This is a genomic window from Kitasatospora sp. NPDC022856 (assembly GCF_055561235.1).
Map to the genome: position 1 here is coordinate 119,135 of NZ_JBVHHE010000010.1, position 14,703 is coordinate 133,837.

Annotated in this window: 13 protein-coding genes and 1 pseudogene; 7 read left to right on the top strand and 7 right to left on the bottom strand. The window is 75.8% G+C overall.

The genetic code is table 11. The annotated features are described in order from the left end of the window. Positions 1–339: pseudogene (locus tag ACZ34W_RS14780) on the top strand (hypothetical protein); the annotation flags it as partial. A gap of 77 nt (positions 340–416) precedes the next feature. Here ACZ34W_RS14780 and ACZ34W_RS14785 read toward each other — a convergent pair. Both ACZ34W_RS14785 and ACZ34W_RS14790 read right to left on the bottom strand, forming a co-directional pair. Next, positions 417–1,463, bottom strand: coding sequence for a transglycosylase SLT domain-containing protein (locus tag ACZ34W_RS14785; protein ID WP_465604078.1), 1,047 nt, complete (start codon positions 1,461–1,463; stop codon positions 417–419). Between the two features lie 161 nt (positions 1,464–1,624). Further along, positions 1,625–2,542, bottom strand: a complete 918-nt coding sequence (locus tag ACZ34W_RS14790) for a helical backbone metal receptor (RefSeq protein WP_465604080.1) — start codon at positions 2,540–2,542, stop codon at positions 1,625–1,627. 131 nt (positions 2,543–2,673) lie between these two features. Here ACZ34W_RS14790 and ACZ34W_RS14795 point away from each other — a divergent pair, with 131 nt between their 5' ends. From ACZ34W_RS14795 to ACZ34W_RS14805, 3 genes are read left to right on the top strand one after another with little or no spacing between them, the layout of a single operon-like run. Beyond that, a complete protein-coding gene (locus tag ACZ34W_RS14795) occupies positions 2,674–3,765 on the top strand; it encodes an ABC transporter substrate-binding protein (protein WP_465604082.1) in 1,092 nt (363 codons plus the stop codon). 4 nt (positions 3,766–3,769) lie between these two features. Then, on the top strand, positions 3,770–4,849 hold the full coding sequence (locus tag ACZ34W_RS14800) for a FecCD family ABC transporter permease (RefSeq protein ID WP_465604084.1): 1,080 nt from the start codon (positions 3,770–3,772) through the stop codon (positions 4,847–4,849). Beyond that, positions 4,846–5,655, top strand: a complete 810-nt coding sequence (locus ACZ34W_RS14805; RefSeq protein WP_329490424.1) for an ABC transporter ATP-binding protein — start codon at positions 4,846–4,848, stop codon at positions 5,653–5,655. The genes ACZ34W_RS14800 and ACZ34W_RS14805 overlap by 4 nt, the downstream gene beginning before the upstream one ends. Here the strand turns inward: ACZ34W_RS14805 and ACZ34W_RS14810 are convergent. From ACZ34W_RS14810 to ACZ34W_RS14820, 3 genes are all read right to left on the bottom strand, one after another. Beyond that, positions 5,640–6,728 (bottom strand): L-tyrosine/L-tryptophan isonitrile synthase family protein, encoded by a 1,089-nt coding sequence (locus ACZ34W_RS14810; RefSeq protein ID WP_465604087.1) that lies wholly within the window; start codon positions 6,726–6,728, stop codon positions 5,640–5,642. The two genes, ACZ34W_RS14805 and ACZ34W_RS14810, sit on opposite strands and share 16 nt — an antisense overlap. Before the next feature lie 107 nt (positions 6,729–6,835). Beyond that, entirely contained in the window at positions 6,836–8,170 is a 1,335-nt protein-coding gene (locus ACZ34W_RS14815; protein ID WP_465604089.1) for a cytochrome P450 family protein, read from the bottom strand. A 46-nt stretch (positions 8,171–8,216) separates the two neighbouring features. Continuing rightward, on the bottom strand, positions 8,217–9,680 hold the full coding sequence (locus ACZ34W_RS14820; RefSeq protein WP_465604091.1) for an MFS transporter: 1,464 nt from the start codon (positions 9,678–9,680) through the stop codon (positions 8,217–8,219). A 376-nt stretch (positions 9,681–10,056) separates the two neighbouring features. On the opposite strand from ACZ34W_RS14820, the gene ACZ34W_RS14825 reads away from it, so the two are divergent. Then, positions 10,057–10,722, top strand: coding sequence for an NADPH-dependent F420 reductase (locus tag ACZ34W_RS14825; protein WP_465604093.1), 666 nt, complete (start codon positions 10,057–10,059; stop codon positions 10,720–10,722). 112 nt (positions 10,723–10,834) lie between these two features. On the opposite strand, the gene ACZ34W_RS14830 is transcribed toward ACZ34W_RS14825, so the two are convergent. After that, positions 10,835–11,425 carry a sigma-70 family RNA polymerase sigma factor gene (locus tag ACZ34W_RS14830; protein ID WP_329490429.1) on the bottom strand — a complete coding sequence of 197 codons (591 nt, stop codon included), beginning with the start codon at positions 11,423–11,425 and terminating at the stop codon, positions 10,835–10,837. Between the two features lie 55 nt (positions 11,426–11,480). Here ACZ34W_RS14830 and ACZ34W_RS14835 point away from each other — a divergent pair, with 55 nt between their 5' ends. Further along, positions 11,481–11,774: a zf-HC2 domain-containing protein gene (locus ACZ34W_RS14835; RefSeq protein WP_465604095.1), complete on the top strand. Its 294-nt coding sequence runs from the start codon at positions 11,481–11,483 to the stop codon at positions 11,772–11,774. 251 nt (positions 11,775–12,025) lie between these two features. Here ACZ34W_RS14835 and ACZ34W_RS14840 read toward each other — a convergent pair whose 3' ends face one another. Beyond that, on the bottom strand, positions 12,026–12,904 hold the full coding sequence (locus ACZ34W_RS14840) for a hypothetical protein (protein ID WP_329490431.1): 879 nt from the start codon (positions 12,902–12,904) through the stop codon (positions 12,026–12,028). Between the two features lie 406 nt (positions 12,905–13,310). Between ACZ34W_RS14840 and ACZ34W_RS14845 the strand changes: the two genes are divergently transcribed. Next, positions 13,311–14,624 carry an ATP-binding protein gene (locus tag ACZ34W_RS14845; RefSeq protein ID WP_465604098.1) on the top strand — a complete coding sequence of 438 codons (1,314 nt, stop codon included), beginning with the start codon at positions 13,311–13,313 and terminating at the stop codon, positions 14,622–14,624. Positions 14,625–14,703 lie beyond the last annotated feature (79 nt).

Below are 14,703 nucleotides of genomic sequence, written 5' to 3' on the forward strand. Positions count from 1 at the left end.
GAGCCCGAGACCGAAGCGGTGCCGGTTGCCGAGGTCGGGTTCGCCGAGGCGGAGCCGGCCGTCAAGCCCGAGCCCGCCCCCAGGACCCCCAAGGCTGCCAAGGCCCCCAAGGCCGCCCCCGCCGCCGGGCCCGGGAAGCCGGACTTCACGCCGGGGCGTCCGGTGACCGCCTACTCGGCCGACGAGCTGCTCGCCGTCGTGCGTTGGGTGGACGGTGACGGTGTCGACCGCAGCGACGAGGAGCTGCTGCGGGCGGCGATGAAGGAGCTGGGCTTCGGCCGCCTCGGCCCGCGCATCAAGGAGGCGCTGGGCGCCGCCGTGACGGCCGCGCGCGGCTGACCCGAAGCGACGCCGAAGGGCCCGGTGCGGGAGGTACGCCTCCCGCACCGGGCCCTTCGCCGTGGTCAGCTCCGTGGTCAGCCGGCCTTGTTCCAGGGGGCGCCGGCCATCAGCGCCTTGACGTTGGCGACGTAGCCCGGGTTCGGGATGGCCACGCTCCCGCCGGTCGCGCCCGTGACGGGGTCGGTGACGGTGTTGTAGTGCACGTTGCCCGCGCCCGCGTTGTAGGCGGCGATCACCAGGTCGAGCAGCGGTGTCCGGCCGGTGGCCGGGTCGGGGGAGAGGTCGTACTTCCCGCCGAAGGAGGAGTCGCCGTAGTAGGCGACCAGCCAGTCGAGCAGCTGCGTGCCGAGCTGGACGTTGCCGGCCAGCGTCTTCGGGTCGGACGTGGTGCCGAACTTGCTGTTCATCCAGCTGACGGTGGCGGGCATGATCTGCATGGTGCCGATGCCGCCGTCGCAGGCGAGGATGCCGGACTGCCAGCCGCTCTCCTGCCAGGCGATCGCCTTGACCAGGTTGACCGGCAGCGCCGGGAGCCGGTCCGTGCCGCCGTTGCTGAGGAACAGCGTCCGGGACTGCCCGGCGGCCGAGCCGAGCGCCGCCGCGACGGCCTCCTTCGGCTCGTCGGGCTGGGGCTTGGTCGGGGTGCAGCCGCTCTGCAGCGGCGGGACGTGCGGGGTGGCGGGCGCGGGCGGCGGCGGGGGCGCGACCGGGCCGGGCTTCGCGGTCGGTGCGGGCGCCGCGGCGACGGCTGCCGGGGTCGGGGCCGCCGGGGCCGCCGGGGGCACGCTGGTGGCCTTGGCGGCCGGGTCCGCGGGCTTGGTGGTGCCGGGCCTGGCCGTGCTCGCCGACGCGGTCGGGCTCGGCTTGGCCGACTTGCCCGCCGTCGCGCTCGGCGAGGCGCTGGGGCCGGGCGAGGTGCTCGTGCCGGGCGAAGGGCTCGCCGTCGCCGGGGCGTCGGCCGTCGGGGTCCCGGAGGGCGAGACCCCGGCGGTGGCGGCCACCGCCGGGCCCGCCGCGGCGTCGGTGCTGCCGTCCGCCTTCTTGCTGCCGCAGCCCGTCAGCAGCGCCGTCGACACGGCCGCCGCCGACACGAGAACCAGCGCCTGCCGTGAAGCACACACCTTCATGGATTTCCGCCCCCCGTCTTCGCCGGCCGTCCCGGCGAGAGGCGGTCATCCTATGACGGTGTGATCGTCCTACCGACGCGGGCCCCGGAGCGACGTTCGGTACACGGCTCCGGCGTCCCGGCGGCCGCGTGGCGGTCCGGCTCGGCGTGGCCCGGTCAGTCCGGCGCCGCTCCCGGCCGGGCGCGGGCCAGCTGCGCGGCGAGTACCCGGGGCGCCTGCGCCAACGACGGCCCGTACCAGGTCAGATGGCGTCCGCTGAGCAGGGCCGCCGGGATGCCGGGGAACGCCTCGGGGCCGTCCTCGGCGGTGAAGCGGTACGGCTCGTCCGGGAGGACGACCACCTCGGGCCCGCTCGCGAGGAGTTCGGGCAGGGGGAGGGCGGGGTAGCGGCCCGGGTGGCCGGCGTGGAGCGTCACCTGGACGCCGAGGCGCCGGAGCAGGTTGCCGGCGAAGGTGTCGCGGCCGAGCACCATCCAGGGGCGACGCCAGACCGGGACGACGGCCCGCCGGAGCACCGGTCCGGGCGGGGCGACGTCCGCCCAGGCGGCCTCGGCGGCGTCCAGCCAGGCGGGGCGGGGGAGTCCGCAGCCGAGGGTGAGCAGGCGGTGGAGGGAGTCGAAGGCCTGCTCCAGGGTGCGGATGTCGGTGACCCAGACGGCCAGGCCGGCGGCGCGCAGCGCGTCGAGGTCGGGGCGGCGGTTCTCCTCGTCGTTGGCGAGGACGAGGTCCGGCGCGAGGGCCGCGATCCGGCGGACGTCGGGGTTCTTGGTGCCGCCGATCCTGGCCACGGCGAGGTCGGCGGGGTGGCTGCACCAGTCGGTGGCGCCGACCAGCAGGCCGGGAGCGGTGGCGGCGACGGCCTCGGTCAGCGAGGGGACCAGCGACACGATCCGCCGGACCGGGCCGGGCCCGGACGGCACCCGCAGCCCGAGGTCGTCCACCCGGCCCGGCGGCCCGCCGACGGTCACCCCGCCGGGCCCGCCCGGCCGGGACCCCGCTCGCGCACCGGACCCTGACGGCGGGTCGGACGGCGGCCCGGGCGGCTCGGGCGGCTGGGCGAGGTGGGAGGCCATGCGGCAAACCCTAGGCCGAACGGGCCCGTCCGGCGGGGGAAAGTCGTGGGAACCGGGCGGGTGCGGCGGCCGACTACCTGGTCCGGGCTCCCAGGAAGGGCCCGAGCACGATCATTGACCAGGAGAGTTCCATGCGCCCTCGCGTGTTCTGCGGCATCGCGGCCGCCATCGCCCTGTTCGCCACGGCCTGCGGGAGCGGCGGTGGGGGGAGCAGCGCCGGCGGTGACGGGGCCGGTGGGGCGGGGCAGTCCGCCGCTTCCGGGTTCCCGGTGAGGGTGGCGGACTGCCAGGGCAAGGAGACCACCGTCCAGCAGGCCCCGAAGCGGATCGTCACCAGCAACGCCGCCGCCCTGGAGATGCTGCTCCAGCTCGGCGCGGGCGACCGGGTCGTCGGCACCGGGTTCCCGCCGGGCAAGGGCAGCCTGCCGGCGGCGCTGGCCGAGCAGGGCGCGAGGGTGCCCGTCCTGGGCGCCAAGGTGATCGCCAAGGAGAAGCTGCTCGGCTCGGGGGCCGACCTCTACGTGGACACCTTCGGCTCGATGCCGGTGATGGGCGGGGCGGGCGCGGTGCCGAGCGAGCAGGAGTTCGCGGCCGCGGGGATCCAGCACGTCATGCTGCTCTCCACCGCCTGCGCCGGTACGCCGAAGGCCGCCCCCGCGCCGCGCACCGACCTCTCCCAGGTGGAGGAGGACATCCGCCGGCTCGGCGCGGTGACCGGTACGGCGGCCAGGGCCGAGGAACTGGTCACCGGGATGGAGCGGCAGATCGCCGAGGTCCGCACCGCGACCGCCGCGGTGCCCGCCGACCAGCGGCCGAGCTACTTCCTGTTCGACTTCGACGCCGGGACCAAGCAGCCGATATCGGTCTGCGGCCGGCAGGTCGCCAACGCGGTCATCACCCTGGCGGGCGCCCGCAACGTGTTCGCCGACTGCGACGCCGACTTCAAGCCGGCGTCCTGGGAGGACGTGGTCGCCAAGAACCCGGACTGGATCCAGCTCGCCGTGCGCAACCGGGGCACCGAGGAGGAGAACCGCAAGGCGTTCGAGGACGCCGAGGCCTTCCTGCGCGGCTTCCCCGCGACCCAGGGCCTGAAGGCCGTCCAGGAGGGCCACTTCCTGCGGATCGGCTCCGAGGTCACCACCATCGCCGGGGTGCGCAACGCCGACACGGTGCGGCAGATCGCCGCCACCGTGTACCCGGCGCTCGTCGAGAAGGGCCGGTAGGCCGGTGGCACCGGCCGCCGTCACCGCCAGGCGGAGCCGGACGGGGACGCTGCGCGCCGGGCCGCTGGCCGTCGTGCTCGCCCTCGCCCTGGTCGCCGCGCTGACCGCCGCCGTCTCGCTCGGCTCGGTGGACATCGCCCCGGGCGAGGTCTGGTCGGTGGTCGCCCACCGGCTCACCGGCCGCGCTCCAGACCCCGGCACCCGGGACCTCATCGTCTGGCAACTGCGCGTCCCGCGCGCCCTGCTGGCGGCGATGGTCGGGGCCGGGCTCGGCCTGGTCGGCACCGCCGTCCAGGCACTGGTCCGCAACCCGCTCGCCGACCCCTACCTGCTCGGGATCTCCTCGGGGGCGTCGCTCGGCGCGGTCGCGGTGATCGTCCTCGGCGGCGGCCTCGGCCTGGAGCTGGCCTTCGGCAGCGCGATCGGGCTGACCATCTCGCTGGCCGCCTTCCTCGGCGCGCTGGCGGCGTTCTCCCTGGTCTGGCTGCTGGCCCGGCGCGGCGGCGGGTTCTCGCCGCTGCGGCTCGTGCTGGCCGGCATCGGCATCGGCCAGTTCCTCGCCGGCTTCACCAGCTACCTCGTCCTGCAGACCAGCGACGAACAGCAGACCAGGGGCGTGCTGTTCTGGCTGATGGGCAGCCTCAGCGGCGCGGTCTGGGGTCAACTGGCCGTCCCGGCCGTCGCCGTGGCCCTCGGGCTGGCGCTGCTCCAGGCCCGCGCGCGGAGCCTGAACGCGCTGCTGATGGGCGACGAGACGGCGGCCGGGCTCGGGGTGGACGTCACCCGGCTGCGCCGCGAGATCTTCGTCGTCACCAGCGTCCTGACCGGGGTGCTGGTCGCCGTCTCGGGCGCGATCGGCTTCGTCGGGCTGATGGTGCCGCACGTCTGCCGGCTGCTGGTCGGCGGCGACCACCGCCGGCTGCTGCCGCTGTCCGCGCTCACCGGGGCGGTGCTGCTGGTGGTGGTCGACACCCTCGCCCGGACCGCCCTGGACACCCAGGAGCTGCCCATCGGGGTGGTCACCGCGCTGCTCGGCGCGCCCACCCTGCTCTTCCTGCTGGACCGACGACTGGAGCGGAATTGAGGATCGCGGTCGAGGATCTGAGTGTCACCCTGTCCGGACGGACGGTGGTGGCGGGCGTCCACCTGGTCGCCGAGGAGGGGGAGATCGCCGGGCTGGTCGGTCCGAACGGCAGCGGCAAGTCCAGCCTGCTGCGCACCGTCTACCGGCATCTGCGGCCGAGTGCCGGGCGGGTTCTGCTGGCCGGCCGGGAGCTGGCCGGGCTGACCGCCGCGCAGTCCGCGCGGCACATCGCCGCGCTGCCCCAGGAGCGCGGCGGGGACTTCGAGTTGACCGTCCGCGAGGTGGTGGCGATGGGCCGCACCCCGTACAAGCGGGCCTTCGCGGCGGACGACGCGGAGGACCACCGGCTGGTCGCGGACGCCCTGGAGCGGGTCGAGATGGCCGGCGCGGCGGACCGCCGGTTCGCCCAGCTGTCCGGCGGTGAACGCCAGCGCGTACTGCTGGCCAGGGCGCTGGCCCAGCAGCCGGACGTCCTGGTGCTGGACGAGCCGACCAACCACCTGGACGTCCGGCACCAGGTCGAGCTGCTCGGGCTGCTGCGCGAACAGCGCCGCACCACGCTGATCGCGCTGCACGACCTCAACGCGGCGGCCTCGGTCTGCGACCGCCTGCACGTTCTGCACGAAGGCGCCCTGGTGGCGTCCGGGCCGCCGCGCGAGGTGCTGACCGCCGAGCTGTTGGCCAAGGTCTTCGGGGTGCGGGCGGCGGTGGTCGAACACCCGCTCACGGGTGATCCGTTGATCGCGTTCGACCACCGCACGCCCGCCTCGATGGCGGGATCGCCGAAGCGTCAGGAGGTCTCGTAGTGGCTCGGGCGGCCGTCGCGCTCCACCAGCCGGCCGATCCGCGCGGCCTCCGCACTGCGTAGCAACTCCCAGCGCCCGTTGGGGCGGTGGAGCACCGCGGAGTGCCACGGCGTCATCCAGACGTCGGCGGCCTCCAGCAGCCGGATGCCGAACTTCGCCACGCCGACCCGCTGGGGGTGGATGGAGAGCCGGAAGGACCGGGGGTGCTGCTCGGCGATCAGGTCGCCCCAGGCGCGGCTGCGCTGGATGACGCCGTACGCGCGCTGCCGGCAGTCGCGCTGCAGGGCGGACCTGGTGCCGGTGAAGCCGGCGGTGTCCTCGGTGAGGAACCGGGTGATGCCGCGGTAGAGGCGCAGGGTCTCCTCGTCGGTGAGCACCTGCTCGCGCAACTCCCCCTTGCTGGGCGCGTACTGGGCGTGCACCCGGGCCCGCTTCTCGTCGAACGGCAGGTCGCCGAGGACGGCCCGCAGGTCGAAGGTGGCGAGGTGGCTCAGGCCCTCCCGCGCGATCATCGCGGAGAGCGCGTCGGAGTACTCGTCGATGTGGTCGTCGGGGACGTGGATGAGGTCGCCGAAGATGTGGCCGTCGGAGCAGATGAGGATCTGTGCGCCGGGCTCGTAGAGCGTGCCGATCTCCTCGCAGAGCCGGTCGAGGAAGGTGAGCGAGAGGCGTTCGCCCTCGTCGGGCAGGTGGCCGAGGACCTTGGCGGAGTTGGGCGACTTGCAAGGGAAGCCGGGCAGGGTGAACACGATCGGGTCACCGGCGGCGACGAAGTCGGCCAACTGCTCCAGCTGGAGCGGGAAGTCGGCGGTCGTGGCGTCGACTTCGGGGTCGGAGGCCCGGCGGTGCGGGAGCAGCAGCTCCAGGATCGCGGCGCAGATCCGCGGCACGGACTCCGGCGCCGGGGCGCCGGGGCGGCGGGGGGCGCCGGGCGGGGCGGCGCCCGGCCGGGGCTCGGCGGTTCGGTGGTCGGTGGGCCCGTGTCCGGCGGGTCGGGCGGTGGTACCGGCCGCGGTGGTGGCCGGGGAACGGGTGTCGGTCGGGGAGTCGGTCGCGACGCCGGTAGGTGGCATGGTGGTCCTCCACGGGACGAACGGTGTGCGGGCTTCGGGGCAGGCGGGAGCCACGCCCGGCGGTGGCCGCCGGGACGACGGGAGGGAGCGTGGGGGCTTCGGGGCGGTCAGACCCGCCGGTCGTAGGCGACCGGGAGGCGGTTCACGCCGCGGGCGAGCACGGCGGGCACCCAGGTGAGCGCGTCGATGCCCGCGCCGTCCTCGGTGGACGGCCGCAGTCCGGGCAGCCGGGTGAGCAGGGTGGCGAGGGCGATCTGGAGTTCGAGCCGGGCCAGGGCCGCGCCGGGGCAGTAGTGGATGCCGTGGCCGAACGCCAGGTGGGCGTTGGGGGTGCGGTCGAAGTCGAGGACGTCGGCCTCGGGGAACTGCTCGTCGTCGCGGTTGGCGGCGCAGAGCGAGACGATCACGGAGTCGCCGGCGGGGACGGTCGTGCCGTACAGGTCGCTGTCCTCGGCGAAGAAGCGCCAGGTGGTGAGCTCGAAGGCGGCGTCGTGCCGCAGCAGTTCCTCCACCGCGCGGGTGAGCAGGCCCGGGTCGGCGGCGATACCGTCGCGCAGCCGGGCGAGCTGCTCGGGGTGGCGCAGCAGGGTGATCAGCATGGTGGTGATCTGGTTGGTGACGGGCTCCTGGCCGGCCACCAGCAGCTGGAACACGATCGAGTCGCGCTCCTCGGGGGTCAACTCGCCCGCGTCGCAGGCGGCGACGAGCCGGCCGAGCAGGTCCGTGTCGGGCCCGGCGGGGTCGTGGTGGGCGCGCTTGTGGGCCACCACGTCGGCGATGTACCCCTGGAGGCCGCGCAGCCGGCCCTCGTAGGCCGGCCGGCCCGGGTCCTGCGGGCCGACCGGCTGGACGACCTTGCCCCAGTCCCGGTCGAAGCGGGCGGCCAACTCCGGCGGGAGTCCGATGACTTCGGCGAGCACCCGGAAGGGGTAGTGGGCCGCGAAGCCGGCCACCAGGTCGGCGCCGCCGGTCCCGGGCAGCTCGTCGACCAGGGCGTCGGCGAGCTCCTGGACGCGCGGCCGCAGGGACTCCACCCGGCGCGGCGCGAAGGCGTCCAGGACGAGCCGGCGCATCTGCGTGTGCTTCGGCGGGTCCTGGTGCAGCAGGTGGACCTGGAGCTGGGAGTGCTGCGGCTCGGGCATGATCGAGGCGAGCCGGCGCCAGCCCTCGTTGCCCAGGGCGTGGTTCTTGCCGAGCCGCGGGTCGTTGAGGGTCTCGTGGGCGGCCCGGTAGCCGGTCACCAGCCAGGCGGCGATCCCGCTGGGGAACCGGACCCGGTGGACCGGCCCGGCCTCCCGCATCCGCCGGTAGAGCGGATAGGGGTCGCTCTTGTACGCGGGCCCGTACAGCGGTACCGGGTCCGGGAGTTCGTCGTAACCGAACGGGCAGCGCGGGGTGTCCGCCGGGCTGCCGGCGGTCGGGTCGTGGACGGTGTCGGTCATGCGGGGTCCTCCGGTCGGGATCGGTGGTGCGCGCGAGGGCGCTTCGTCAGGCTCTGGAGCGCGTCGTGCTGTCGGCGCCGCTCGCCCCGTCGGTGCTCCCGGCCTGCTCGGGGAGCGGGGGGAGCGCGGCGCGGGCGGCGCGGTGGGCGCGGTGGTGCAGGGCGAGGAGGGCCACGGCCGTGGTGGCGGCCAGCGTGGCGAGGACGAGTCCGGCGCGGCCGGCCGTGGGGCCGCTGCCGCCGACCAGGGCGGCGGAGGTGCCGAGGGCCGGGCCGAGGGCGAACCCGAGGCTGCGGGAGAGCTGGACGACGGAGCCGGCGGTGGCCAGTTGCCCGGTGCGGGCGGCGCTCATCACCAGGGCCTGCACGGGGCCGCCGTTGAGGCCCATGCCGGCCCCGGCGAGCGCGAGCCGCCAGGAGATGTCGGCCGGCGTCCAACCGGAGTCCAGCGGGACGAGCAGCAGCAGACCGGTGGCGGTGACGACGGCGCCGGTCAGCGCGGTGGGCCGGGCGCCCCAGCGGTCGGCCAGCCGCCCGCCGAAGCGGCCGGCGAGCACCATGCCCAGCGGGAACGCCAGCATGGTCAGGGCGGTGGTGGTGGCGCTGATCCCGTCGTCCCGGCGCAGGTGCTGGGCGAGCAGGTAGTGGGTGGCGGCGAAGCCGGCGGCCAGGGCCAGCACCGAGCCGTTCACGCCCGCGGTGCCGGAGGCGCGCAGTACGGCGGTGACCGGCCGCCCCCCGGGCCGGCGCAGCCAGAGCGCCACCAGCGGGGCGGCGGGCAGGGCGAGCAGCAGCAGGCCGGGCCGGTCGGGGGCGAGGGTGAGCCCGAGCATGACGGCGGCCACGGCCGAGCCGATCAGCGCGGCGTCGCCGAGGGAGCCCCGGTCGGGCAGGCGCAGCCGGCCGCCCCGCGGGGCGTGCCGGTAGGCGATCGCCAGGGCGACCAGACAGACCGGCAGCTTGACCAGGAAGATGGCCCGCCAGCCGACGTGGTCGAGCAGCAGGCCGCCGAGCACCGGCCCGGTGACGGCGCCGAGCGGGCCGAGGGTGGCGGGGACGCTCATCGCCCGGCCGCGCAGCTGGGGCCGGACGGCGGTGGCGGCCAGCACCGGCATCAGCACGAACAGCACCGCGCCGAAGGCGCCCTGGGCGAGCCGCGCCGCGATCAGCCAGCCCGCCCACGGGGCGACGGCGGCGAGCACGCTGCAGAGCGCGAAGCAGCTGACGGCCAGCAGCAGGGCGGACCGGGCGCCGACCTGGCCGAGCCAGCGCCCGGCCGGCAGCAGCAGCGCCACCAGCGGGAGCTGGTAGCCGAGGACGGCCCACTGGGCGGTGGTCGACGAGACGTGCAGTCCGGCGGCTATGTCGGTGAGCGCCAGGTTGACGACGTTCATGTCGAGCATCGCCACGAACGAGAGCAGCCCGGCCGCCACGACCAGGATCCACCGGTCCGGCGGCTCTGCCGGACCGTCACCCGGTCCGCCGGTGGCCGGCGCCTGTCGCGCTGCCATGGGTCCTCCTCCGCTTGCCGTGCCGTGCGACACCGCCTCGTCGGCGGCGTCCGGTACAGCAGTCGGGGGCGGGGGAGCTCCGGTTCCGAACACCTGGGGGAATTTCCCGGTTGGCCGGAATGTGGCGACCGGATGGCTGGTCTAGACCACTAGTGATCTAGGAAGGCCCCGGTTCGGCGCCGGTTCGGCCCTGGTTCGGCCCCGGTTCTCCCGGCACGATCGACCCCGTCGGCCCGGTGCCGGTCCGGCAGGGACGCGAGTCGGTCGGACGGCGGCACGGGGGTCGCTCCGATGGCGGCACGGGGAAATAGCCCGGTCCGTTCCGGGGTTGCAGCCAGGCACGACGCATGATCGCGGCAGGACCGGAAGGATCATCATGAAGATCGGCATCATCGGCGCGGGCAACATCGGCGGCAACCTCACCCGGCGGCTCACCGCCCTCGGGCACGAGGTGTCCGTGGCCAACTCGCGCGGCCCGCAGACCCTGGCCGCGCTGGCCGAGGAGACCGGCGCCACGCCGGTCGCCGCGACGGAGGCGGCGCGCGGCGCCGAGATCGTGGTGGTGACGGTGCCGCTGAAGAACGTGCCGGACCTGCCGTCCGGCCTGTTCGACGGCGCGACCGAGGGCTTCGTCGTGATCGACACCGGCAACTACTACCCGCAGCAGCGGGACGGCCGGATCGCGGCCATCGAGGAGGGGCAGACCGAGAGCCGGTGGACGGAGGGCCACCTCGGGCACCCGGTGGTGAAGGCCTTCAACGGCACCTACGCCGAGGACCTGCTGGAGCGGCCGCGCCCGCAGGGCGACCCGGACCGGCTGGCGCTCCCGGTGGCCGGTGACGACGAGGCCGCCAAGCGCGTCGTCCGGGCCCTGATCGACGAGCTGGGCTTCGACAGCGTGGACGCGGGCGGTCTGGACGACTCCTGGCGCCAGCAGCCCGACACCCCCGTCTACGGTCTGCGGGCCGGCGTGGACGCGGTCGTCAAGGCGCTGGCCGAGGCCTCGCCCGAGCGCCCCGCCGCCTTCCGCGCCCAGGCCTGACGCTCCAGGCCCGACGCTCCGCCCCGGGCCCGGTCGGCGCGCCCGCCCGGTTCCTTTCCCCGATGAGGGAGGAACCGGGCCCGGACGCGCCGACCGGGCCGGTGGCGCGGCGTCAGCAGGCGGCGGCCAGCGGGGTGGCCGGTCCCGGGGACGCCGGGTCGCCGGCCTCGGCCGCCCGCAGGCGGGCGATCAGTTCCTCGCGGGCCCGGGCGACCCGGGAGCGGACGGTGCCGACCGGGCAGCCGGCCACCGCGGCGGCCTCGGCGTAGCTCAGGCCGACCACCTGGGTGAGCACGAAGGCCTCCCGGCGCTGCGCGGGCACCCGGTCGAGCAGGTCGCCGAGCGCGACGCCGTCCTCGAACCCGGCGGCGGGCGGGGCGCTCTGCCGTTCGGCGGCCTCCTCCCAGTCCGGCAGGGCGGCGCAGCGCGGGCGGGCGGCGGCGGTGCGGTAGCGGTCGATGACGGTCCGCCGGGCGATCGACAGCAGCCAGGTGCGGGCGGAGGAGCGGCCGGCGAAACCGGGCAGGCTCCGCAGCGCGCGCAGGAAGGTCTCCTGGGCGAGGTCGTCGGCGGACTGCACGTCGGTCAGATGGGCGACGAACCGCCACACGTCCCGCTGGGTGGCCATGACGAAGGCCTCGACGTCGGCCGGCCGGCCCGCGCGGGCGGCGAGGGCCAGCGCGGTCAGCTGCTCGTCATCCATGCCGGACCCCCACCCGGTCGGTCCGGGCCGGGGCCCGGTGCGGGACGATGGTCACATGAGATGCGCCCAGTTCCGTACTGCTCTGTCCGCCCGTCTCGACGGTGAGCCGACCGGTCTGCCGGACCGGCGGCTGGACAAGCACCTCGCGCGCTGCGAGGCCTGCCGCGGCTGGCAGGAGCAGGCGGAACGGCTGCGCGGTCGCACGACGGGGATCGACCCGGACGGCCCCTCGGCGGCATGGTCGGCGAACCTGCTCGCGAGCCCGGGCGGGCGCGGGTCGGGTGCGGGCGGTCCCGGCGTGACGGGCGGTCCCGGGCAGGGGGACGACGGGTCGGGGCCGGAGCGGTAGGACGGTGGCGCCGGGCGAGGCCGGTGCGCCGTCGTAGTCAGGCATGAAGAGGTCCTGAGGAGAGTGCTCGGGAGCGGCGGCCGCTGCGGGCGGCGCGCTCGGCGTCGGTGGACGCGCACGGATCGCCGTGTCCCGGCAGGGGGCGGCGGGGCGTGCGGGCCCGGGCCCCGGCGGCGCGGCCTACGGCCACGGCGCGGGGCGACCTGCCCACCGCGACGCGGACACCGGAACGGCGTCGGGCGGCGGGCGCGTCAGCAGGCGGCAGCGAAGGACGGCGGCCCGCGCCGGACGAGGGCGTGCGAGAGCAGGACCGGTCGGGGCGGGCGGGCCCGACGGGCGGCAGGCCGGGGCGGGACCGGCGGCTCGAAGCCGCGCGGTCGGGTGAGCAGGGCGAGCACCGGGAGCAGCAGGACCCCGGCCAGCACGGTGCCGAGTGCTCCGAGCAGTTCGAACAGCCGGGTCAGCGCCGTCTCGCCGCGCCGGAGCAGCAGCGCGCAGGCGAGTGCGGCGAGCAGGTGGGCGGTGAGCATCCCGGCCGACATGGAGTGGGCCGCCATGTCGTGGCCGGACATCCCCGGCATCCCCGATGCTCCGGACAGCCCGGCCGTGTCGCCGGACAGGCCGGACCCGCCGGTCAGGCCCGCCAGCCCGTGGTCCGCGGCGGCCGTGGCCGGAGGCGGACCCACCGCGGCCGCGGTGCCGTGGTGGTGCGTCCCGGTCAGGACGCGGACGCCCGTGGCGGGCGGCACGTCGGGGTCGATCCCGGCCATCCGGGCCAGGTCGGCGGGGGAGAGCCCGGTGGGCGTCTGGTCCGGATTGCAGAGCAGCAGGCCGGCCCAGTCCGTCGTGGCGATGCGGCCGAACCCGCCGCGGTCGGCGGCCAGGGCCCCGGCCTGTTCGAACATCAGGTGCAGCGCGCTCTGCGCGGCGACCATCCAGACACTGATCGGACCGAGCCCCCGCCGCTTGCCGGCCAGCAGCCAGCCGAAGCCGAGGGTGAGACCGAAGGCGCCCGCCAGGACCGGCGGGGAGACACCGGCGCCGGCCATGGTGACGTGCGCCGCGGCGGCCAGCGCCACGCAGAGCGCGGCGAAGACCACGGCGCGCAGTGCGCGGATTCGGTCGGTCATCACGATGGCACTCATCGTCGCATTCGCCCCGGCGGACCAGGACCGCGCCCTCGGGTATTGGCCGGTTCGGCCCCGTGAGAGCATGCCCGGCCGCCCGGTCCCGGCTGCCTGGACGGGCAATCGGCCAAGCGATCGGACGGGCGATCGGACGGGCGATCGGAGGGGCAGTCGACCGGGGCAGTCGACCGGGGTCGGCCGGACCGCCGCCACCCGGCCGGTGCACGGCCGTCGCCGGCCCCCGAGGGCGGCGCGCCAGAGGCGGTTCGTACGGTTGCCCGGCCCCGGCTTGTCCGTTCCGGCACGGGACCGCCGCCCGCGCCCGCCCGTACCGTCTGGGCACCGCGCGGCGCCGCGCCGCCGGTCGACGACGGCACGGGCCGGTGAGCACGGAGAGGCGGGCGGGCCGATGTACTGGCTGGTTCACGACTATCGCGAGGACGACCTCGCGGCGGTGGTCCACTTGATCGACACCACGGCGGAGCTCGGCCAGGAGTCGGTGTTCTCCCTGGCGGAGTGCATCAGCGCGCTGACCTCGCGCCAACCGGCCGTGGTCGCCGTGCACCAGGGGGTGCCGATCGGCGCCGCGCTCGCCTGCGTGGCGGGCGAGCGCGCCTGGGTGATGCGGATCGCGATCGCGCCGGCCTGGCGCGGCCGGGGCCTGGCGAGTTCGCTGCTGCGCGAGCTGGAGCGCCGGCTGGTGGCCTGCCGGGTGCGCCGCATCGCCTACGTGCTGCCCGAGGAGGAACTGCTCGGCGAGGGCCTGCACAACGCCGGCTACACCCGCCGCCCCGCGGCCGCCTACTTCGAGAAGGACGAGCCGCGGGCGGGCGCGGCGAGCGGACTCCTGGAGGAACTCGGCGGCCGGCTGCTGCCGGGCGACCTCTGGGCCAAGGTGGCCGGGATGGAGACCGAGAAGAACCTGATCGAGCGCCGGGTGGTGGCGCCGCTCGCCGAGCCCGAGCGGGCCGCCCGGCACGGTGTGCGCCCGCCGCGCGCGATCGCCCTGTTCGGACCGCCCGGTACCGGCAAGACGACCTTCGCCCGGGCGATCGCCTCCCGGCTCGGCTGGCCGTTCGTCGAACTGCTGCCGTCCCGGCTGGCCGACGAGGGCAACCTGGCGGCCGCGCTGCGCGACGCCTTCGCCCGGATCGGCCGGCTGGAGCGCGCGCTGGTCTTCATCGACGAGGTGGAGGAGATCGCGCCGCTGCGCACCGAGGGCGTCCAGGGCGGCATGCACGGCGTCACCAACGAGCTGCTCAAGCTCATCCCGGGGTTCCGGGAGGGCGAGGAACGGCTGCTGGTCTGCGCGACCAACTCGATCCGCTCGCTGGACCCGGCGTTCCTGCGCCCGGGCCGCTTCGACTACCTGATCCCGATCGGCACTCCGGACCCGGCCGCGCGCTCCGCCATCTGGTCCCGGTACGCGGCCGGCCGGGCGGACGTGGACCTCGACGCGCTGGTGGGGGCGAGCGAGCTGTTCACCCCGGCGGACATCGAGCACGCCGCCCGGGTCGCCGCCCAGGCGGCCTTCGAACGGGACCTCGCCGGAGCGGACCTCGCCGGAGCGGACCCCGCCGGAGCCGCCGTGACAGGGCCGGACCCCGCCGACGGGGCGAGCACCGAGGACTACCTGGCGGCCATCGCCCGCGCCCGGCCGACCGTCACCCCGGCGATGATCGAGGAGTTCGGCGCGGACATCACCTCGCATGCGCGCGTCTGAATATCGTTTCATCGCATGGTAGTTGCGGTTTGACACCCTGCCGGTCGGTGCTGACTAAATGTGGGCACCGACAGGACAG

What these genes read in the sequence shown, in the direction of transcription:
- ACZ34W_RS14790 (WP_465604080.1), bottom strand. Translation starts at nt 2,542, where the DNA reads ATGGCCTCCCACCTCGCCCAGCCGCCCGAGCCGCCCGGGCCGCCGTCC.
- ACZ34W_RS14795 (WP_465604082.1), top strand. Translation starts at nt 2,674, where the DNA reads ATGCGCCCTCGCGTGTTCTGCGGCATCGCGGCCGCCATCGCCCTGTTC.
- ACZ34W_RS14810 (WP_465604087.1), bottom strand. Translation starts at nt 6,728, where the DNA reads ATGCCACCTACCGGCGTCGCGACCGACTCCCCGACCGACACCCGTTCC.
- ACZ34W_RS14815 (WP_465604089.1), bottom strand. Translation starts at nt 8,170, where the DNA reads ATGACCGACACCGTCCACGACCCGACCGCCGGCAGCCCGGCGGACACC.
- ACZ34W_RS14820 (WP_465604091.1), bottom strand. Translation starts at nt 9,680, where the DNA reads ATGGCAGCGCGACAGGCGCCGGCCACCGGCGGACCGGGTGACGGTCCG.
- ACZ34W_RS14825 (WP_465604093.1), top strand. Translation starts at nt 10,057, where the DNA reads ATGAAGATCGGCATCATCGGCGCGGGCAACATCGGCGGCAACCTCACC.
- ACZ34W_RS14830 (WP_329490429.1), bottom strand. Translation starts at nt 11,425, where the DNA reads ATGGATGACGAGCAGCTGACCGCGCTGGCCCTCGCCGCCCGCGCGGGC.
- ACZ34W_RS14835 (WP_465604095.1), top strand. Translation starts at nt 11,481, where the DNA reads ATGAGATGCGCCCAGTTCCGTACTGCTCTGTCCGCCCGTCTCGACGGT.
- ACZ34W_RS14840 (WP_329490431.1), bottom strand. Translation starts at nt 12,904, where the DNA reads ATGACCGACCGAATCCGCGCACTGCGCGCCGTGGTCTTCGCCGCGCTC.
- ACZ34W_RS14845 (WP_465604098.1), top strand. Translation starts at nt 13,311, where the DNA reads ATGTACTGGCTGGTTCACGACTATCGCGAGGACGACCTCGCGGCGGTG.